This is a genomic window from Polaribacter sp. HaHaR_3_91, from assembly GCF_019278525.1.
GTDB lineage: Bacteria > Bacteroidota > Bacteroidia > Flavobacteriales > Flavobacteriaceae > Polaribacter.
In genome coordinates this window covers 3,729,055-3,753,158 of sequence record NZ_CP058986.1, presented here as the reverse complement: position 1 = coordinate 3,753,158, position 24,104 = coordinate 3,729,055, and the positions used below count along the sequence as shown (strand labels likewise).

10 protein-coding genes are annotated in these 24,104 nt (G+C 30.1%); all 10 read left to right on the top strand.

Features of this window, described 5'->3' with window-relative positions; genetic code table 11:
• Positions 1–2 precede the first annotated feature (2 nt).
• Positions 3–5,921 carry a DEAD/DEAH box helicase gene (locus H0I27_RS15595; protein WP_218731585.1) on the top strand — a complete coding sequence of 1,973 codons (5,919 nt, stop codon included), beginning with the start codon at positions 3–5 and terminating at the stop codon, positions 5,919–5,921.
• Positions 5,922–5,986: 65 nt separating this feature from the next.
• Entirely contained in the window at positions 5,987–8,440 is a 2,454-nt protein-coding gene (locus H0I27_RS15590; RefSeq protein WP_218731583.1) for an N-6 DNA methylase, read from the top strand.
• The gene (locus H0I27_RS15585) at positions 8,433–9,572 is read left to right on the top strand and encodes a hypothetical protein (RefSeq protein ID WP_218731581.1); all 1,140 of its coding nucleotides are present in this window, start codon (positions 8,433–8,435) and stop codon (positions 9,570–9,572) included. Before H0I27_RS15590 ends, H0I27_RS15585 begins: the two co-directional genes overlap by 8 nt.
• 419 nt (positions 9,573–9,991) lie before the next feature.
• On the top strand, positions 9,992–12,058 hold the full coding sequence (locus tag H0I27_RS15580) for a class I SAM-dependent DNA methyltransferase (RefSeq protein ID WP_218731579.1): 2,067 nt from the start codon (positions 9,992–9,994) through the stop codon (positions 12,056–12,058).
• Between the two features lies 1 nt (position 12,059).
• Positions 12,060–13,370 carry a restriction endonuclease subunit S gene (locus H0I27_RS15575; protein ID WP_218731577.1) on the top strand — a complete coding sequence of 437 codons (1,311 nt, stop codon included), beginning with the start codon at positions 12,060–12,062 and terminating at the stop codon, positions 13,368–13,370.
• A 25-nt stretch (positions 13,371–13,395) separates the two neighbouring features.
• The gene (locus H0I27_RS15570) at positions 13,396–15,063 is read left to right on the top strand and encodes a DUF262 domain-containing protein (protein WP_218731576.1); all 1,668 of its coding nucleotides are present in this window, start codon (positions 13,396–13,398) and stop codon (positions 15,061–15,063) included.
• 52 nt (positions 15,064–15,115) lie between these two features.
• A complete protein-coding gene (locus H0I27_RS15565; RefSeq protein ID WP_218731575.1) occupies positions 15,116–18,067 on the top strand; it encodes a DEAD/DEAH box helicase family protein in 2,952 nt (983 codons plus the stop codon).
• 116 nt (positions 18,068–18,183) lie between these two features.
• Positions 18,184–18,699: a hypothetical protein gene (locus H0I27_RS15560; RefSeq protein ID WP_218731573.1), complete on the top strand. Its 516-nt coding sequence runs from the start codon at positions 18,184–18,186 to the stop codon at positions 18,697–18,699.
• Between the two features lie 52 nt (positions 18,700–18,751).
• The gene (locus H0I27_RS15555; protein WP_218731572.1) at positions 18,752–19,576 is read left to right on the top strand and encodes a hypothetical protein; all 825 of its coding nucleotides are present in this window, start codon (positions 18,752–18,754) and stop codon (positions 19,574–19,576) included.
• A gap of 87 nt (positions 19,577–19,663) precedes the next feature.
• Positions 19,664–24,103, top strand: a complete 4,440-nt coding sequence (locus H0I27_RS15550) for a DEAD/DEAH box helicase (protein WP_218731570.1) — start codon at positions 19,664–19,666, stop codon at positions 24,101–24,103.
• The last annotated feature ends 1 nt before the right edge of the window (position 24,104 follow it).

The following is a 24,104-nucleotide window of genomic DNA, read 5'->3' as shown; positions in this document are numbered from 1 at the left end:
ATATGAATTTTCAAGAATTTTACACAAAAACAGAAAATAGATTAACAGATGCTATAATTTCTCTATGGGCAACTGGAAATAAGGAAATGCAAGATTATTTTAAATACTTGTTTACGCAAGAACCTATTATTGCAGAAACAATTTTCCAAAACACATTTCCATGGGAACAAGGAAACCTTTCTTTTGGAGAAACTTCCAATGTTTTTCAAAAAGAATTTATAAATGCTTTGGCAACAATCAAAGACAAAGAATTTCAATTTCCAATTGATAGAAAACCTTATAAGCACCAATTAAAAAGTTGGGAAATACTCCTAAATCAAAAAAAATCAATTGCTGTTACTACTGGTACTGGTTCTGGTAAAACAGAGTGTTTTATGTTACCTGTTTTACATGATATTCATGAAAACTGTAAAAATAAAGAAGGAATCAATGCTATTTTCTTGTACCCTTTAAATGCCTTAATAGGTAGTCAAAGAAAGAGGATGCACGCTTGGTGCTCTGCCTTGGATGGAGTAAAATATGCCTTGTTAACAGGAGATACTTTGCGCACATCAAAGCACACAGAAAACCAGAAAGCTTTTCCTGAGCTAATTTCTAGAGAGCAAATAAGAAAATCTCCACCGCAAATATTGTTCACAAATCCTACAATGTTAGAATACATGCTCGTAAGAAATGCAGATGTACCAATACTTGAAAAGTCTGAAGGAACATTGCGCTGGATCTTATTAGATGAAGCGCATACTCTAACTGGTTCTAAGGCCACTGAGATAGCTCTTCTCATTCGAAGAGTTGTTAACGCTTTTTCTGTGAACATAAACGATATACGTTTTGCCATTACATCTGCAACTGTTGGTAATGGGAATACAGATATCCTTAAAGCATTTATGGCCGATTTATGTGGAATACAGCAAAGTCAGATAGTCGTAATTCAAGGAGATAGAGTCATTGATCAGATTGAAGATGAAAATATCACTGATTTATCTAATGTTTTAACTAAAGAAAACATTACAAGTTTAAGGTCAAGCTTATTAAATACCGCAGCTATAAGTCAATCAGAAATAGGACAAAAACTTGGAATTTCTGATAAGTATGAGCAATTAGCAGCAATGGATACACTTGCAGAACAAAAAATTAATGGTCATAATCTTTTGCCTTTAAGAGGTCATTTTTTTACAAGAGGAATAGGAGGTGTTTATGCTTGCTCAAATTCACTATGTGATAAGCACAAAGAACAAAAACCATCAAAGGTAATTGGTTCTTTGGTCACCGTCGCTGGCAAAAAATGCACCTGTGGTCATCCGTTGTTAGAATTAATATCCTGTAGGAGTTGTGGAACAATGATGTTAGAAGGAGAACTTCATAAAGAGAAAATTAATGAAAAAAATGTACGTAAAGTATATCAAAAAACGAGTATTGGTTATGAGGCTTTTCATATTGAGAATGACGAGGAAGGAAATGACGAGAACAAAATAAGTGTAAATGATACTGCAGTACGATTTCTAAAAAACAACCCTAACCAAGTATTCAAAGATGCAGATTTAGAGCCTTGTAGTATTTCAAAAGACAATGAAATAATTTCAGGGAAGGATTTACTAATGCTTGAAGACACACAATGTCCTTCTTGTGGTAACAATAATAAAAATCCAATTCATTATAGAATTTCTTCTGCATTTACAAACCGAATCCTGTCTGATGTCGTTTTAGATCAAACACAGGACGCAAAAAAAATCACAAATAAGACACTCTATAAAGGGAAAAAGTATATTTCATTTACGGATAGTAGACAAGGGACGGCAAAGATATCTGCATTGATTAATATTGACAGTGAAAGAAATTGGTTTCGTTATCAATCTTATCATCTACTATTAAAAAAATTAAATGAGAATCAAGAATCTTTGAGTATCGAAGAACTTTTACAAAGGAGAGCATATGAGGTATCACTGCTAGAAAACGCTCCGCCATTCGCTATAGAAGACATTCAGAAAAAAATTAATGTACTCAATGATAAGATAGATCAAGAAGGAGGTCTGTCTCTCTCTTCAAGTAGAACTAAATGGAAAGAAATTGTAAATAGTATAACCACTAAGGAAGAATTTAAAACACTTTTTAAAAAAGCCGCTAAAGGTGAAAATTTTATTATTCATGGAGAGACCTATGCCAAATCACTCATTTTTGATCAATTTTCAAGGAGATTACAAAGAGAAAGATCTTTAGAGAATTTAGGTCTTCTAAACATTGTTTACCCGGATCTCGAAAATCAAGTTCTACCTACAATAGCTAAAACTTTAAAAATTAATAAAGAAGAATGGTCTGATTTATTAAAGATTGCAGCAGATTATATCGTGCGCAAGAATATCCATATTTTCTTTGATGATAAAATGAGAGTGTTTTCCTCAAAATTTTACCACCCTCAATCAATATTTCCTTCAAATACAGAAATAGAAAATGTCTCCAAATGGCCAGTATATAACCCCAATGGAATTACTCAGCCACGCTTGATTTTACTTTTATGTGCTGGACTAGGATGGGACTCAAAAGAAGACATATCGCCAACTAATGAAGATCAATTAAACGATTTGTTAGAAACTATTTGGCGCGTTTTAAGGAGTAAGATTCTTACTCAGGACAAGGATGGGTTTAAACTAAATTTTGAAGAAAAAACTGCCTTAGAAATTGGAGGAAGTCAGTTTTTATGCCCTGTCTCAAATAGATTAATTGATAAATGCTTTAGGGGTTATTCACCTTGGATAAAAGGGAATCTTACTGCTGAGAATCTCTCAATTTATAAAATTTTAGAGAAGAAGAATCATCAATTTAAAACTTTCGATTATCCATTTCATTTAAATTCAGAAAATGAGAAAGTGGAAAAAGAAACGGTTGAGGAGTGGTTAGTTGAAAATAGTAATGTAGCCAAAGAAAAAGGTTTATGGAATAATCTTTATGAGAAAGTATTTGATTTTGACAAACTGTATTTGGCAGGAGAGCATTCTGCCCAACAAAATAAAAAACGATTAAAACAATTAGAGGAACAGTTCGAAAACGGTGAAATAAATATATTAAGTTGCTCTACAACCATGGAAATGGGTGTAGATATTGGAGGTATTTCTGCAGTTGTAATGAGCAATGTGCCTCCTATGCCAGCAAATTATTTACAAAGAGCTGGTCGTGCAGGAAGGCGTTCTGAAAACAAATCTTTAGCCTTAACTTTTTGCTCTCCAAATCCAGTTGGACTTCGTACAATGAATAACCCTAAATGGGCATTGGAGCATGAAATAGCACCCCCTAACTTATCCTTTGATAGTAAAACAATTGTGGAACGACATATAAATTCACTATTGTTTGGGCTATACATTAGAGAGGAGGTTAACGATTTTAAAGGTCTTAACATCAAAGAAAATATTGAAACTTTCTTTTTTGATGGAAAACCCACAATTGGTGAGAATTTCTTAAGTTGGTTAGAAAATACTGAGGTTTCTGAATTTGAAGATGCTTTTCGTACTTTGATTCAAGGAACTCCTTTAAAATCAACCCCATATGATCAACTTGTTTTAGGTGTTATCGACAATTTTAGAGCAATTGTGTTAAACATTAGGTTACAGGTAGATGGATATAATAAAAAAATGGCTGAACTTGCTAAAGGGCTGGGTGAAAACAGTCCAGCATACAAAACAATAAAATATCGTAAAGGGCAACTTCTTCAGAAATTTGTATTAAGTCATTTGGCTGAAGAAAACTTTTTACCCAATGCGGGATTGCCAACGGGAATTGTAGATTTTGAAAAAATATCCATCAAAGAGTTAAATGTTAAAAATCCAAACAGATTTACAGAAAACCCTAGTTATCCAATTACAAGGGCATTAACCGAATTCTCTCCAGGAAACAATATTTTAATCGATGGGTTAAATTATCAGTCTGCTGGAATTGTTATGAAGAACAATCACGGAGATTCTGGCCAAAAAAATGCAATTCAATCCTGTACTTCATGTGGGTATCAAAGACTTTTAGAGAGTTGCGATAAGGTTACTGACGACTGTCCTAAATGCAATTCGCAACAGTCTTTTGTAGGAATTGATTTGGGAACTACAACGAGTAAGTTTACAGAACTTATTGAACCAGTAGGATTCGCTGTAGATCTATACAGAGAGCCAACAAGAGTTGTTTCTGAAAAATCGAAGCCACAATACTTAGAACCTCTACTATTAAATATAGATCCTTGGAATCCAAATCAAACAGGTTATTTAGATTTTAGAACTAGTGAAAGAGAAAAGCAGGCTCAAATTTTATTTTACAATACTGGTAATGGAGAAGGTTATAGTTTGTGTTTAGATTGCGGAAGAGTTGAGACCGACCATGATAGATTATTAGGACACAGAAGGCTACGTGGTGGGAAAAATGATGATGGAGAAAATCTATGCTCGGCAAAGCATGTGCACCCTAATATTATTTTAGGAAGTAGGTTTAAAACTGATTTTACTGAAATTCGCTTAACAAATACAGACGGATCTTTTATTAATGATAAAAAACTAGCCTATACTTTGGGGGTTATTTTTACTAAGTCTCTCTCTGAGTATCTAGCCATTGAGGAGTCTGAACTTGGTTTTGGAATAAAAAAGTATAAAGGTTACCTAACCATATTTATATATGATAGTGCAAAAGGTGGAGCGGGTTATGCCTCACAATTCAATTTATTTACAAAGAAAATACTTGAAAACTCTTATAATGTATTAAACAATTGTAGTTGTAATCAGACAGGATGTACCAAATGTTTAGTAGATAGAACTACACAATGGCATATTGAAGATTTAGATAGCGCAGCAGCGGTATTATGGTTGCAAAAAGCAAAAACAAATCAGCTTCCCGAAATACTAAAAGACAATGAATTATCTATAAATTCGATATTTGGTACTCTCCATGATGAAATGAAAAGTCAAAATTACCATTACGGCATAAAAGAAGTAAACATTCATATTCACTCAGTCTGCAGTGAATGGGAATGGGGAAATTTAGAAAGTTTTGACTTGTTAAAAAGAGATAACTGTAAGATTAATTTTATTGTCGAAGGAAACCTAAAGTACGACAATAATCAAGATAAGTTAACGGTAATATTATTATCTCATAATTATAGAATTAAAAAAGGGAAAAATAGAAGTATAGATCAATATGCTATTCATCTATCTTTGCTATTAGAAAATGGCAAACGGATATGTTATGTGTCAAAAGAGCCATATATGAACTTGGAGAATGATTGGTCTAAAAATGTAATCGAAAACTTTTTTAAGGTAGAGGGATTTAAGGAACTGGAATACCTTTCATTACCATTGCCAGAATTAGCTTCAGGTAATTTTTATGAATCTAGAATTAAAGGCAGTATCCCAAGAAGTAGTATGAGTAATGATTTGGTGAAATTAATGACGTCGAACTTAAAAGACGATAAAGAATTACTTTCAAAAATAGCAAGTCAAACTTATAAAGTATCATATTTCGATAAGTACAACCAATCTGAATTTTCGTTGAGGTTAATGCTACAATTTATAAACCAAATAAAAGAGCTGTGGCCAATTGATATCTCAGAATTAACCGTCCATTTATCTAAATCAGATTTTAGGAGTTTTAAATATCCAGAACATATTGTTCACAATTATAAAGACTTGGATGATTATGTGTATGACTTAAAAGAAATTTCATCCAACTTTGAATTTAGTGTTAATTATAAACAAGAATATAAATTACCACATTATAGATATTTTGAGTTTATATCAAACAATAGTTCCTTTAATATAAGAATAGACGGTGGTATTGCTCATGGTTTTAAACCAAAAGAATGGTTAAAATCTGTAGACATGAAAATGGAAAATCAGGTATTTGAAATTAGAAAAGATGCAGACCATGATATTATTTATAATATAAGTATTGAAGATTAATTAAACTATGCAGATACTTTGCGCACTTAAATTGTAGTATTGCAGAGTCAAATTTATAGAGGTTTATGGAAGAAGATAATTTTAAAGAAAATGAAGATGTGATAATGATTACCAAACACTTTTGGAAGTCAATAAATATTTTGCGTGGTGTTTTACCTGTTGAGGAACACCATTTATACCTTTTTCTATTATCAGCCTATTATGATGGTTTAATTGGAAAAGAGTTTATAAGAAGAGAGGTTAATTACGAAGAGTTTTTCTACGCTTTAGAGAATGATTATAGATATTATGAGCTTTTAAATATATATAAGCCATTAATAAAAAGTATTCCAGAATGGCCTTTAGAACAAATAATTGAAGAGTTTACAAAAATAGATATTGATATACCAGAGTTCGTATTTAATAAAGTTTTTGAAAACTTACTGTTTAAGCTAGCGAATAATCAAGGTAAATTTTCTGGAGAATTTTTACTTCCAAACGAGGTAAGTAGATTAGTTTTAGAATTAGTTGATATTCCAAGTAGAGCAAAAGTTTTTAATCCATTTGCTGGTTTAGCTTCTTTCGCAACGCATCTTAATAATGCGAAAAGTTATTACGGCCAAGAGATTAATAAATCTACCTGGGCATTAGGAAAGTTGAGGTTGCTTAGGTTAGAAAAATTAAATAAGATTAATATAGATTACAGAGTTGAAGATTCTATAAATAATTGGCCAGAATTCACCAATTTCGATTTAGTAATATCTAATCCACCATTTAATTTTAAAATTGATGCTAATATAGCACATCAATTTGGCTGGGGAAGGATGAATGCTGAAACCTATGTTATAAGTAAAGGTTTAGAGTCTATAAATTATGATGGTAAAGTTGCTTGTGTAATTTCTCAAGGACTACTTTTTAGAGGTGGTGATGAACTAAAATTAAGAAAATATTTAGTTGAAGAAGGTTTAATTGAAACTATAGTTTCTTTACCGAGTGGAATTTTAAAACATACTGGAGTTCCAGTATGTATAATGATTTTAACAAGAAAGAGAAATTCTGATAGTATTATTAAAATGATTGATACTTCCTCTTTTGTTGATGACAAAAATAAACGAGAGAAACGTCTTAAAGTAGACGAATTACTTAATCACTTATCCAATTATCTTCATTCTAAGGTTGTGATAGAAGTTGGAATTGAAGAGGTAAGGAAAAATCATTACAATCTAAATATTCAAAGATATTTTGGAGATGATTATAAAGGCACTCCACTTTTAGAACTCGTAAAGGCTTATAGAGGCGAACGAGTTGTTAGAGAAAGCTTAACAACGGGGAAATTTGTTAGTACTAGTATTCTAAAAGACAATGATGTTTCTTATCAATTAGATATAAATGAAATAAAGAATAGAAAACTTCCTTTTTATTCTAATAGGATAGAAAGTGATTGTATTCTTATTTCTACAAGATGGAAATCTCTAAAACCGACCTTATTTGAGTATACAGGTGAGCCAATTTTTATTGGAATAGACTTACTTGCTATTAAAGTACATTCAACTAATTTTGAGGTTGATCCACATTACTTGATAAATGAATTAAGATCCACTAAAGTTTTAAAACAAGTAGCAGCATTTCAAAATCCAGGTGCAAAAACGTCATTAAATAGAGCGGATTTTTTTGAAATAAAGATTGAAGTACCAACAATAGAAGAGCAACGAGCTAAGGTTAAAGGTATATTAGAACTTTCTGAAAAATTTAAACTGCTTCAAATAGAAAGAAATGCTTTAGCACAGGGATACCAAGTTGCTACTTTTGATGAGTTTGCTTCATTAAAACACTCATTAGGTACTCCAAGACAAAACATTTTATCAAATGCAAAAAGTTTAATTCGTTTTTTTGAGAATAATAACTCAGAAGCGTTTATTGAAGTAAAAGAATTATACAATAAACGATATGATACGAGTTTAGTGGGGGATTTAATTCAGATAAAAGATGATGTTAACCATATTTCTACCATTCTTGAAAAAGGTGAAAATGGCTTAGTTGTAGAGAACTTTGAGCTTAAGCCTATTTCTATAAAGGAGATTGATAAAGTATTAAAAGGTACAAGAAAAAACCGAGGGAATTACAAACCTCAATATAAAGAGCTTTCTAGTACTGAGATTTCAGGAAAGGCCATAAAAGCAAATATTACTTTGTTTAAGGTTTTGATTGATAATGTTTTATCCAATGCAGATAAATATGCATTCAATTCAAAAGACAGCGAAAATCAGTTTATTTTTGAATTAAAAGTTATAGAAGATATTTTAGAATTAAAAATTAGAAATAATGGAGTACCATTCCCAAGTAATTTTAACATAGATAAATTTATAGCAAAATTTTCTACAACCAGCGTTGATAATGGTTCTGGCTTAGGGGGGTATGATATTAATAGAATTGCTAAATATTTTAAAAACCCAGATTGGGAATTACAACTAAAAAATGAGGATATATTTCCTGTTCTGTTTAGATTTAGTTTTCCAATAATACCTATGATAAATGAGTAAAAAATATAATGTGCTTTGGATAGATGATCAGCACGAATCGATGAAAGCTTTGCATAAGACGGCAATAGATTTTGATGTTAAATTTTTTCCGTTTAAATCTATGAATGGTGGTTGTTCGGAATTTAAGAATAACTCAACAAAATATGATGCTGTTCTTTTTGATGCGAAATTTTTTGAAAATGAAACAGATCAACCAGGTTCTGAGGACACAAAATGGGTTCATCAAGCAAAGGATACAATAAGAGATACGGATAAGTCTATAGCTTTCTTTGTTCTTACTGGTCAAGCAGAAGCATATAATTCTAAAGAATTTAAAAATGCTTTCCCAAAAGTATTTAACAAAGGTGTTGATAAAGATGAAGATGATCTTTTTATAATGCTTGTGGATGCTTGCAAAAACAGAGAGTTAACAAAGTTAAAACATAAGTATTTCAATCCTTTTGAGATGTGTACTGATAGGTATTTAGGTCAAAAGCATTTCGACAGGTTACACAATTTAGTTTTAGATATTGAAAATCCAAGTCAAATTAAAATTGCCCAAGATTCTCTAACAGGAATAAGAAAAATTGTAGAAGCAATATTTTCTAAACTAAATGATATTGGATGTATTCCAAATGATATTATTCAAGGCAAAGGTTCTATTAATGGATCTGGTTTATTCTTATCAGGAAGACATCGGGATTATACTCATAAACAAGAAATCATACATCCAGTTATTGCGTTTAATATCTTTAAAATATTAAATGTTACACAAGATGGTTCGCATAATGAAGGAAGTATTTTAGGTGTAGATGCATATATGGATTCAAATACTAATACATTTTTATATCAAAGCACTGTGTTACTACTTCTAGATACTTTAGATAATCTCAAGGCATTTATAGATAGTAATAATGTTAAAGCAACTAACTTAGCTAAATGGTGTAAAGTAGAAGTAATAAACGGTCAAGTCATTAAAATTGCAGAGAATGGCTGGGGTACTTTTAAGCAAGCAGAAAGTAATATAGAAATAAGTATTCCTCCTGGAATGATTAGTGCCAGTAAACTAACATTAAATCAAAGTATAGAAGTAACAACGAAGCTAAGTCCTGATAAAACAAAAACATTTATTAAAGAGATTATAGGTGTATAAAGAAAGCAACACTATTAAGATAACTTATTAGTGAGATTTTTCTATAAGTGATGTCAGCTGTTAAGTAGTGATATTGTTTTTTATATGTACTTTAAGTATTAAAATAAACAGTTTTGAATAAGGAATTATTAGCTCAATAAAAGATTAAAAAATCAATTTGTAACCCTATAATCAATAAAGTTCAATTAATCGGAAAAACAATGTTTATCATAAATCACATCATATTTTTTAAGTACTTTTAATATCGTTTGCTAAGAATAAATTCTCAGGATTCTTGTAAAACGAAAAATACTAGAGAAAATTGCTGTAAATATCTTAATAACAGGTGTTTTGTTACATATGATTGAACTATAAATTACATTTATAGAGTAGCTTTAGCTATTTATTGAATAATAAAAAAATATACAGAAAATAAAAGAATGATAAATAAAAATAGATTAGAAAACTTAACCAATGAAGTTTGGAAAGGAGCCATTAAATTAAGAGGTAAGTTTAAAGCTAAAGATTATCCTTCTGTAATTCTACCAATGATTATGATTCGTAGAATTGAATGTGTGCTAGAAGAAAATAGAGCTAAATTTAAAGCTGATATTATAGCAAAAGATAATAGTTTCTCTGATGAAAATATAAAAGCACTCTTTAAAGAAGACAAAGAAAAAGGAACTGCAAAAAGTGGAGTCTTAACAAAAAAAATAAAACAATTAGAAAAAGCAAAATTAGATTTCTTCAATACAACAGACTTAACACTAAAAAGCATCCTGTCGGATAGTAGTACGTTGGTAGAAACTAATTTTAGAAATTTCTTAAATGGTTTTAGTGCAAATATTGAAGAAATAGTAGATAAGTTTGAGTACCGTCAAGTAGTTACCAAAATGGTAAAAGAAAAACGACTATCTGAAATTATTCAAATGGTTGCTGAAGAAGATTTTAGCCCTACACGCCTTTCAAATATAGAAATGGGGTATGTATATGAAAACCTATTACAACGTTTCTCTCAAGACGATGCTAAAGATACAGGAGAACACTTTACACCTAGAGAAATCATTCGTATAATGGTAGATCTAATGGAAATCGATTTCAACCCTGAAACGGCTACAAAAGCAATTTCATTATACGATCCTGCTTGTGGTACTGGAGGTATGCTTTCTGTTGCTAAAGAACATTTAATTGATAAAGCAACAACTAAAGAAGGTATTGAAAATACAGAAGATTTAGTGATGCTAAACGGACAAGAATTACTATCTCAAAATTATGCGGTTTGTAAAGCAGATATGTTATTAAAAGGGGAAGTTAGAAGTAATATCACAAACGGAAACTCACTAATTCCTCATATTGAAAGTATTGAAGATGATGGGGACCAACACACTGGTAAAACCTTTGATTATATGATTTCCAATCCTCCATTTGGAGTGGATTGGTCACCGTATAAAGACCACGTTTTAAAACTAAAAGGATCTAGGTATGCTGCAGGTATGTCACCAAGTAATGATGGTGCATTGCTGTTTCTATCTACTATGATAGAAAAAATGAAACCTAAAAAAAGGGGAGGTTCTAAAATTGCTATATTGTTTAATGGTTCTCCATTAAGTAATGGTGATGCCACTTCTGGGGAAAGTGAAATAAGACGTTATATTTTAGAAAACGACTTGCTAGATTCTATTGTTATGGTACCCGATCAAATGTTTTACAACACAGGTATTTACACCTACATTTGGGTATTAAATAACAACAAGCCTAAGCATAAAAAAGAACACGCTTTAATTATAAATGCACGTGAACATTTTGAAAAAGAACCAAAATCATTTGGGAATAAGCGAAACAGGATTACAGATACAGACCGTACTTGGATACACGACCAATTTGAAGCTTGGGAAAGTAATGAAAACTGTAAAAAATTCCATTATTCAGATTTTGCTTTCCACAAAGTAAAAGTAACTTTTTGGCAAGAAAATGAAAACGGAAAACCAATGTGGATTGAGGAAGATTTTACCAAACAATTAAACAATGCTAATGTAAAAAAAGCATTCGATTTGTATGGAGATTTCACAATGAAAGTAACGATTAATGATTTAGAATTAGAGTTGAACATTGATGGTAAAATAGCGTTTGAAACTTTGGTAGTAAATCAACTAAAATTAAAAGTTGCAGACCTAAAAGAAAAGAAAGTAAACGATATAAAAGCCTGGTTTAAAGGGCAAGAAAAAACGGCAACCTACAACCATAGACATTATATTACAGATAACGAATACATACCTTTTGACAAAACAGCAAAAAATAAAGAAAGCTACATAAATGCATTTTTAGCCAAAGAAATTGATTACGAAATTATTGACTGGGCGGCATATGAAAACCTAGGCTACGAAATTTTACCAAACAAATATTTTTACAAATACCAAGAGCCTGAAAGTAGCGATGTGTTAATAGATCAGTTTTGGGAATTAGAAGATGAAGCTAAAAAATTATTGAAACAAATACGTACGCTATAATATGGAAAAGTATATCTATAAAAATAGTGGTATTGAATGGTTAGGAGAAATTCCTGAGCATTGGAAAGTTGGTAAAGTTAAAAGAGGCTGTCAAGAGATTGATACAGGAAAAACACCTTCGACCTCTGAGCCTAAATATTTTATTGACGGCACGGTAGAGTGGTATGCTCCAGAATGTTTTAACGAGACTCTTTGGATTGATGACCCCAAGAAATTAATTAATCAAACAGCAGTTGATGATGGTCAAATTAAAGTTTATCCTGCAAATAGTGTGTATTTTGTTGCAGTAGGTGCAACAGCTGGGAAAGTAGGTATTATATCAAAACCAGCTTCTTGCAACCAACAAATTAATATTTTACAGACTAATTATAAATTATTGCCTGAATATCTTACTTATCAATTTAAACTACTTGAAACAGAGATAATAAAATTTGCTCAATATACTACACTACCTATTTTAAATCAAGCCAAGACAGGTAACTTAATAATGTCATTCCCTCCCCTCCAAGAACAAAAAAACATTGCCAATTATTTAGATAAAGCCACTGAAAAAATTGATCGAGTAATTGCTATAAAACAAGAGCAGTTGGTGAAGATGGAGAATTACTATACTAATACAATAACTAGGTTTTTGACAATAGGAATTGAAAATTCTAAAACAGAAAGAACTAATTGTTTTTGGTTACCAAAAATAAAAAAAGGATGGAAGATCAAACCTTTAAAAAGGCTTTTGAAATCTAAATTAAAATATGGAGCTAATGAATCTGCAGAAAATGAAAATTTAGATGAGCCAAGGTATATTAGAATTACTGATTTTGGGTATGACGGTAAATTAAGAGAAAACACATATAAGTCCTTACCTATGGATAAGGCAGCCAATTTTCTTTTAAAAGAAAATGATGTTTTATTTGCAAGGAGTGGTGCTACTGTTGGGAAGACATTTATTTTTAAAGGTTATGAAGGTATTGCTTGTTTTGCAGGATATTTAATTAAAGCAGAATGCGATAAAAGTAAATTACTACCTGAATTCTTGTATTATTATACTAAATCAAATAATTATGAAGAATGGAAAAATTTAATTTTCACGCAAGCAACAATTCAAAATATAGGTGCTGATAAATATCAATATCTTAATATTCCTGTACCACCTATTAATGAACAAAAAATTATAGTAGAAAAAATTAATGATTTAAATCTGAAAATTGAAGTCACTAAAAATAATATTAACTCTCAAATTAAAACTCTACAAGCGTATCGAAAAAGTTTAATACACGAATGCGTAACAGGCAAAAAACAAGTGACAGGAAAATAAATTAAAAAAAAATGCAAAAGAAAATATGGCTACATTAGAAACAGGAGACAAACAATACAGCACCATCCTAAACGAAATAGAAACGGGGCAAATTAAAATACCTCAATTTCAACGTCAATTTGTTTGGGATATAGCATCATCAGCTAAATTATTAGATAGTATTTTAAAAGGATATCCAATTGGTACTTTTATTTATTGGCGTACAAATGAGCGTTTACGCTCGGTTCGTAATATTGGAAATATCAATTTACAAGAACCTAAAGAAGGTGAGTTTGTAAACTATGTGCTAGATGGGCAACAACGTATTACATCTTTATTTGCAGCCTTAAAAGGAGAAATGATTGAGCGTGAGAATGGTAAAAAAGAAGACTTTTCCCAAATTTACATCAACTTAAATGCAAAAGATGATGAGCCTATTGTAATTGTAGATATTTCTCAAAAAAAAGAAAATGATGTTATTAAACTAACCTCATTAATGTTTGAAAAGGGAAAGGTTATTTATAATACATATGATGAAAAGTACCACGACCTTATTGATGATTATAAAATCTATATGAATAGTTGTCTTTTTAGAGGAATCAATTTAAAAGATGCACAAATAGATGAAGCAACGGAAGTGTTTACACGCTTAAATGTTGGAGGTAAAGATTTATCATTGTTTGAAATAATGGTAGCTAAAACCTATGATCCTTCAAAAGATTTCGATTTATACGAGAAATTTCAACAATTAAAGCAAGAGCTGCAACCTTCAAAATACGATACCATCTCTTCAGCTACAGTATTACAATTATTAGCAATGTTGGTGGAAGGTGAATGTACAAGAAAAACAATTTTGCGAATAGATAAAGAGAAGTTTATCAATGCTTGGGATGAAACCGTAAGTTGTTTAAAAAGTGCAATAGACTTTTTTAGAAGCTATGGTATTCCGGTATCTCGTTTATTGCCATACAATGCTTTATTAGTGCCCTTTGGTTACTTTTTTAGCAAACATAAATCTAACCCAACCGGAATTGTAAAAGAACGTTTAGAAGATTTTTTCTGGAGAGCTTCTTTAGGCTTACGTTACTCTTCTGCAGTTGAAGGGAAGTTTGTACAAGATTTAGATAAAATAGATAAAATTATTGCTGGTGAATTACCAAAATATGAATGGAGTGTAGATACATCAACCGATGCTATTATTAAAAATGGATTTTTTAGTACAAGTAAATCGTATGTAAAAGCAATACTATGTTTATATGCAATGCAAAAACCAAAATCATTCGATAACAATTTAGATGTAAATATTGATAACAGTTGGTTAAAAATTGGGACTAGTAAAAATTACCATCATTTCTTCCCAAAATCATATATGAAGAAAAACCATCCTCAATTTGAGTACTGGCAAGTAAATCATATTTTAAACATTACAATTGTTGACGGTTATTTAAATAAAAACAGAATACGAGCAAAAGCACCAGCTATTTATATGGATAAATTTAAAGGTGAAAATGCAGTTTTAAGTGAAACTATGAAATCTCATTTAATTAATAATCTAGATGCTTTCGGAATATGGGAAAACAATTTTCATTCCTTTTTTCAAGAAAGAGCAAAGGTTGTTAGTAAAGAGTTATCAAACCGAATTATTCCGCAGGAAATTGCAGGAGATCTTGAACAATATGAAGAATTTGTAGAAGAAGAGGGATTAGTAGATTAAAAATCTATTTAGAAATAATAAATGAAGATTTTTTAATTTAAAAACAGTTAAAATGCCAAGTAATAAAGAAACTTTATTCCAAGATCATTTATGTAACTTTTTAAAAGCAGAGCATAATTATCAAGAACTAAGTAAAGACGTTGAGAATGAATATCATTTTATTCAAAGTGATATCATTCAATTTATACAAACTACACAGCCGGATAAGTATAAGGATCTTAAAGAGAATTTTGGAGCAGATGCTGATAATGAAATTCTAAAGGCTTTAAAATATCAAGTTTCTAAAAAAGCATTATGGTTAATAGTGCGTGAGGGGTTAACCGTTAAAGGAACTAAAATAAAGTTATATGAACAAAAACCAAGAAATGCTACCAATATTACGCAACTAGATAACTATTATAAAAACACATTTACCTATAAAAAAGAATATTATTACAATCCAAATACAAAAGAAAGAATTGATATTGTTATTTGGTTAAATGGTCTACCTGTTATTGTATTAGAATTAAAACACGAAGATGAAGGACAAGATGTAAATGATGCAATTCACGATAGTTTTTTAAATAGAGATTTAAAAAATAACCTATACAAATTGCCTTTTTTATATGTTGCTTTAAGCAATACGGAAGCTAAAATAGCAACTAACCCAAGTTCTGAGAGTTTTTTCAGATGGTTCAATGCAAGTTTAACTAATAAAGCTGAAATGGTAGGTGAATATCCAGTGGAGCACGTATACCGTTATGCGTTATCACCAGAAAATATTACCCATTATTTAGAACATTACTTAGTATTTGTTCCTGTTAAAGAAGAAGAGGTAAATGGTGAATGGCAAAAAACAGACTCCTTTACTATTTTTCCACGTTACCATCAATTTAGAGCAAGTAAAGGGTTAGCAGTTGATGTTCAAAAATTTTGCGAAGGAAATCAGAGTTTAGGAAAAAAATACCTCATCAACCATTCTGCAGGTTCTGGAAAAACATTAACCATTGCTTGGATGGCAGACCGTTTAGACAGTTTATATACCAATGATGGAAAAAAAGTATTTGATAATATTATTATTCTTACAGACCGGAAAGCTTTAGATAAAAATGTGAAAGATGATTTAGAGTTATTCAGTCATTTAGGCACAAAAATTAATTTTGCTAAAAAGTCTAAAAAATTAGCTGAATATCTTGAAAAGGATAGAGATATTATTGTTACTACAATTCATAAGTTTAGCCATATTCAAGAAAAACTTCAAAAGGATGATTTATTAAAAAACAGAAATGTTGCTTTTTTAATAGATGAAGCACACCGTTCACAAGATGGTAAAATGGCCTTAACAATGCATAAGTTTTTTAATGAAGATAGTAATGAAGAAATAGAAAATCAAGATGAAGATGAAAACATTAAGGAGCTTGAAAAGTTAAATATAAGTAATCAGGTGTTTGTGGCCTTTACAGCAACTACAACGCCAAAAACAGTCGCTTTTTTTGGCGAACCATTTGATGTATATAGTGAAGCTGAAGCAATTGCAGAAGGATATATCTTAGATGTGGCATTGAATATAATTTCTTATGAAACACTTTATAATTTAAAATTAAAGGAAGCCATTCCTGAAAAAGATTTTCCTACTGGTATTGTAAGTAAATTATTGAAAAATATAGCCTATGAAGATGATGGGGTTATTCAATACAAAGCAGAGGTAATTGTAAAACTATTTGAAGAAAAGGTGGTTCCATCAATTAAAGGTCAAGGTAAAGCAATGGTTGTAACATCATCACGAGTTGCAGGATTAAAATACTTCAATACTTTAAAAACTATTTTAGAAGAAACAAACTCAGAATGGAAAGTTTTATATGCCTTTAGTGATTTTACACATCCTGAAACTAAGGAATCAATTGAAGAAGATAAAGTTAATAATCTGAAAGGTAAATTGATAGAAGATGTTTTTGCTAGTGAAGGAAATAGAATATTAGTAGTAGCTAATAAATTTCAAACTGGTTTCGACCAACCTTTGCTGTCTACTATGTTTTTAGACAAGTCAATCAACGGAGTAAATGCGGTTCAAACAGTTTCTAGGTTAAATAGAAAGCATAAGGATAAAGAGCAAGATGATATTCTTGTAGTAGATTTCACTAACAATGCTCAAAATATCTTCGATGCATTCAATCACCATAGAGAAGGGTCACCATACAAAGACCAGCAACCTAAAAAAGAAGTATTGGTTGAATTATTCAATGAAATAGCCAAATTTAAAGTTTTTACTGAAGAAGAAATTGAATTGTATTGTAACGCATTCATTGATGCTGAAATTGCAGCAAAAAAAGAAAGAAATGCAACTCCTGATGCTATTTTAAGTAATCTAACACAAGATTACCGTGATATATTTAAAGCTAAAATAGGATCTTTAGAAGGACAGAAAAGGTATGTTTCATTGTTAAGACGTTATGCCAAACTGTACTATTTTATTGCACAGTTTTTCGAATTGGATAAACAATTAGATGAGTTTATAATATTTGCTGAAGTAATGGGAGGACTATTGATTCGTAAAGGAAAAACATCCGATATGAAAGAGTTCCTGGAAAAAGTGGAATTAAGTAAAGGAGCTGTTAAATATCTCGGAACAAAAACAAATTTAAAAGTGGTTGCTGATCCAAAACCTAAAACAGGATTTAAAACTGGTAAAGGTGGTAGCGAAATACCAAGAACGACAATTGAAATGGCTTTGGAAGATTTAAAATCTAAATATCAAATTTCCGATGAAGATGTAATAGTAATTAAAGAGATATGTGAAAATGTTTCAGAAAACACATCAGCTAAAGAAAAGGTAATAGCCAATAAAAACAATCCAGTGTATTTAAAAATCAGTGCTGAACCTAAAGTGAGATCAGAAGTAATAGATGAATATATTAATAGGCAGCTTTTAGATAAACTAGATGATCCAATATATAGCCAAAAAGGTGGAATAATTAGCCTTATAGGGAAAACTGTAATACAAAATATAATAAAAGCAGTTAGTTAAAATAAGATAGGTTTTTTATATGAAAAACAGTTCAGAAGCAAATATTGGAAAATTAGTAGTATTATATATTAGTAGGAGGAAATAGTTCCTTTTTTATAATATGAAACATATAAATTATGAGTGATTTTCAAGAGGTAAGTTCTTCAATTGGTTCAATTGCAACAGCAGTGGGTTTGTTATATTTATTCTATAAAGATTATAACAAAAATAATAGAATTTCAAATTTAGAAAAAGTAGCAAAAACCTTAGAGAAAGATTTAAAATTAAAATATCAACCTCATTTATGGTTGAATGGTCTACGAATGAGACAACAGGAGAATGAATTATGGTTTGACCTTAATAATAAAAGAGAATGGTGTAAACTACTTGAATTTAATGTAATCTCTGGTGATTTAATTATAGATGAAGTTAATAAACACCTTCCTTGCGAACTTGAACCAAAGTTTAATGAAGGTATAGTGTCAGATACTACAAGGAGATGGATTTACACAATTAATAGTTCAGGTAAAAGGCTTGATGATGTTGAATATGAAATAGAAATAATATACGAGGATAGGTTAAATAATAAATATTTTACAAAAATAAAAGGAAAAGGAGAAAAGTTTAAGTTAACTGCTCCCAAATATCTGTAGTAATTAAGAATAGAATCAATGTGGTTGATTTTTACTAAAAAAAATCTGTTTTATGAAATGGGAAAATAGTTATCTTACTGAAATAGAGTGGTTAATTTTTGAAGGGGCAAGAAAAGCCTATTTAGAAAATACAGCATTAAATTTTCAAGAATCTGATTTTCAAATTAGAATGATTGAATATTTAATAAATGTTAATGTTGCAAAAAGTCTTTATGTCTGGGCAGCAATAAAAAATATAAACATTCATTTTGAGTATCCATTAAAGGGTTTTTTCTTAAACGCATTTGATGAGGATAATTGGAAACAAAATTTATCTAGGAATGATAAGGATTCGAAATTTGATGATAAAAGAATTTTGGATATTGCCTTAACAGGGAGTCAAAATAACAATAGCAATGCATCCTTAATAGGTTTGGAAATAAAATCAATTAACAAATCAGAAAGTAAAATAAAAGAGGATGTTGATAAACTTTCTGATGCATTAAGCATAAAAGATAAAGTTAGTGAGAACTCAATAAAGGCTGGATACTCACTATTTTTAGAGGATTTGAACGAAGGTTCAGGTGAGAAAAATAATGCAGAATTAGAAAAAAAAAAAGAAAATTTATTACACAATTGGGAATTGAGGTTGGAGAAATATAGAGATCAATATCCATTATTAAATTATAAGATTTTAACAAATGATATTGTGAAATTTTCAAATGAAGATTTACCTGAAGTTGCAAAAGAGATACTTCCAGCTTTATTTGATGTTAATGAGGTTGAACTTGCGGAAATTATAATTGATCATATGGAAAGTTTATGCGAAGTTGAGCCAGTATATTTTGGAAGGGTTGTAAGTATTATTATTAAAATTACAAATAAGAACAGTAAATGAGATGTATGCTAATCCCGATTGGATGAAATATTATAAAGGAAACAATGAGTTAAGTTTTAATAAGAATTAGAAACGCTAGATAGAAAAATGAAACAATTTATAGCTGGAAATATAATTGATAATTTCTTTGATGTTTTTGAAAATGGTTCTTCAAAAAAAAATTCTGCTAAAAATTTAGCTAAATGGTTGTCATATTTCCAATTAAAAAGTAAAAGTGGTTTTGAGGAAAATAAGGTAGAACATTCATCTACAATTGCTGTTATTTTAAATATTCTTCAAAAAGGATTACCAACTAAGCTAAATAAATATGCGCTTGACAAAATAATAGAAAATTCTACTTTATTTAATTTTAACAATGAAAATGAAAGTTCTATAGCAATAGAGGTTAATGATGCAGAAAATAACTTAGAAGATCTTTTTTTTAAATCTTTACATATAATAGATCCCCGAATAAACCGTGATAATTTAAAAGAAGATTATCTAAATAGTTATGAAGATCTTGGTAGTGAGTTTGAAGAAAGATTTTTATTTTCAGATTTACCAAGTGCTTTCGGGCAAAATAATGATTTTTTATTACAGTTAATAGCAACACAAAGAACGATAAGTAATATTGTAAAAGGTAAAATTGACACCTCAAATATTCTAGAAAGAGTTCGAGATAATTTTGAAGAACAGAGAACAGACTTTTCAATAGAATTTCCATATGATACTGAAACCAAACCAAAAGGAATAGTAATTGAAATTGATGGTTCTCAACATCAAACTCCACAACAAACTTATTTAGATACCGAAAGAGATAAGGCTATTGCATTTTGTAATTGGAACAATACTTTACGCATAAAAACATCAGATTTTGGAACGAATCAATTTAATAGTAAAATTGAAAACATACTTAAGCCAGCTATAAATAATGAATACATAAATACCTGTTCTGAAAATTACTTAAATCCTATTTGGAATACAGATATAGGGAAAGAGGTTATGCAAGTAAGCTTAATACCTTTTGGTATTGCTCGTATTCAAAGAGCATTATTAGAAGCTATATCACAGGGTATCTTATCACAGCAAAATCAAAATTGGAAAATAGCAATAATAGAAAGAGATCTTCCATGCGCTTCTCTAGCAATCCAGGATTTACAAAAACTAATAGATACAATTAATGTAATCACAGCTGAACCTCTGATACTTCCTGAAATTGAACTTGTTATATTTTCAACCAAAGAATTCTTGGATAGCAATTTTCAAAACTCGAAAGCAAAATCATTAGAATCGTTCAATGAAAATGAATTCTATGATTTAGTGATAGATGTTGCTATTCTTGATAGAAATATAAATGCTAGTTTTATAGCAGCAAATACTCCTGAAGTAATTAACATCCGTTCAATAAACTACATTGATACAAAAAGAGTTATTGCAACGACTGATATAATTGAATACAACCCAATTTGTGTCAATGCTAATGAGAATGGATTATGGTCTATAATTAATGAAGATATAAGAAGTAGTTTAGAATATATATTACAATCAATATTTAGAAAAAAAGAATTCAGACAAGGGCAACTACCCATAATACATAATGCATTACAATGTAAAAGTGTAATTGGATTGTTACCAACAGGTGGAGGTAAATCTTTAACGTATCAACTGTCAGCTTTTCTTCAACCTGGCATATGTTTAGTAATTGACCCTATAAGGTCTTTAATGAAAGATCAAGTTGATGGTTTACTTAGAAATAATATTGATTCATGTGTATATATCAATTCAACACTTCAAGGTGAAGAGAAGAAAAAAGCAATGAAGAAATTGGAAGATGGTGAAGTTCAATTTGTATTTGTTTCACCTGAAAGACTTCAAATGGAGGAATTTAGAATTCTTTTAGAGGATATGCAAGCTAATAATATTTATTTCAGTTATTGTGTTATTGATGAAGCGCATTGCGTATCTGAATGGGGACACGATTTTAGAACAGCATATCTAAAACTAGGTGAAAATGCACTTAAATATTGTAAAACTAAAAATCTACAATACCTTCCATTATTTGGCTTAACAGCTACAGCTTCTTATGATGTACTGGCAGATGTACAACGTGAACTATCAGGAAATGATGAAGCTCGAAGAATTACTGAAGAAGCAATTATTCGGTCAGAATACACTAAAAGAAATGAACTTCAATACATTGTTGAGGAAGTTTCTTTTCCTGTAGTTGGCCTTAATACAATTTGGGATTTAAAGAACGAATTAAGTACAAAAAAACAAGAACGAGTTGAACAGTTATTAGGCTCTATTCCTTATAAAATAAATGAATTCCTATCAAATCCAATAATGGTCTTTAGTGAAGATGATTTGAAATTAAATAAAAATGAAGAGATAAATACTTTTGAGAAAATGGGAATTGAAAATTATTCCCCTGTAAATTTTTATGAAAGCAATAAGAACGCTGGTTTAATATTCTGTCCTCATACAAAAGGATCATTCGGTGTTACTGATAAATTTAAAACGAATAACGCTGGTTTACCTGCTCCTAGGAAAGGTTATTATGATATACTTTCAACATATGATAACATTAGAGCGGGTTACTTTATGGGCTCTGGAAACGATAATGATGATACCGTAAAAGTAATTCAAGAAGAATCATTTGAAAATCAAGATAAGTTTATTAACAACGAGTTGAATTTAATGGTAGCCACCAAAGCTTTTGGAATGGGTATCGATAAAGAAAGTATACGTTATACCATTCACGTAAACTATCCAAGTTCAATTGAAAGCTATGTCCAAGAAGCAGGTCGTGCAGGTAGGGATCGCAAAATGGCTTTATCATACATTTTATTTAACGAGCAACAAGTTACTCTTCCAAATGAAGATGAGCCAATAGATCACGATCTTGATATAAATATGTACTTCCATAAAAATTCTTTTAAAGGTGTGGAGAAAGAATTGGCAGTATTAGATGAATTATTAACAGAAATCTATTTTCCAGATAGAACATTCGAATTGGAAAATCTTATAAATAATGAGTTTAATCTCGATATCAAATGTAACTATTGGGAAGGTGGGAATACGAGGAATCTTTATATTAGTCGTAGTTTTAATGAACCATTAGGTTATTTTAACTTAAACAACCTTGTTGGTTACACTCAATTTAATAGGCGAGGTCAAATAGTACGAAGTATTCTTCCAGAAATATCAGATAAAATATGGGTTTTACTAAAAAAATATATAGAAAACTTAAACCTAAATGAACCTGTTTACGTTTGGATACAGCGCAGCGACAAGCAAATAGGGATAGAACGATTATTATATGGCTTAAATAATAAAGATTCATTTTCGTTAACAGTTGGTTTTTACAATGATACTGCCAATAGAGTAAAGACAATTACTAAATGGCTGCAAGTGGTAGTTCATCAAAGTTTTACAGAACAAATTGTTAAACGTATGCGAGCAAATTGTACCGAATCTGAAGCATTTATTGAGGAGGTTTGCGATAAATATCAAAATTTCACAGGTGGTCAAGAGTTAAATTTTGAAGCACTTTGTAACAGCAGGGATACTAATAAAAATAACCCGGTAGGTTTTGCGTATAAAATGTTTATGTCCCTATACAATGGGTACCGTGATAAAATGGATACTGAAAAAGCGATTTACCGTCTTTCAACTTTAGGTATTATTGATGATTACACCGTTAATTTTTCATCAAACACATTCACCTTATTTGGCACTAAAAAAATGGATAATAATTATAGAAATAACCTTAAAGGGTTTCTTTTAAAATATTATTCGAATAAAACTACAACAGCTAGATTAAGAACTCTTAATAAAATTAATGAGCCTACCCTAATAAGGAAATCATTATTTTTTCTAGTAAATTTTGTTTACAAAGAAATACAAAAAAAGAGACAATTAGCTATGCACGATATGAAGAATGCTTGTAGGCTAGGTATTGAAAAAGGAAGCGTTGAACTTAAGGATTATATTGATTTATATTTCAACTCTAAATATGCAAGAACAGGATATTCTTATATTAATGAAAAAAATATAGAGGTTAATGCATCAATACCAGATTTAACAGACAATGCTAAAGATGAAGATATAGAGTTAGTGTGGTTATTTATGGAAATTGTTGAAGAAGACCCAAAAGCTGGTCAGATTGATAACATAAAACACCTACGAGGTGCGTGTACTCGAATGCTAAATAATCAACCTGACAGCTATACATTGCTATTATTAAATGCTTTCGCTTTATACATGCTTGAATATAAAAATCCACGGTACTTAAAAGAAGCTGAAGGTTTAATTCTTAATGCTTTTTCAAATATTCAGGAAAAAGAACCTAATTGGAGTGATAAAAAATTAGAGGTGATTTTTAACAAATTCACATCGATAATTCTAGATAAAAATACTGAATTAAAAAGGTATATGGTTCAAAATAATTTGTCTTTTAACTTTAATTCAATAATGATAAAAAGATTATTAAAACCATTACAAAAAGCCAATAGCACATTACATTCTCTAAACAAAATATTAAATTGAT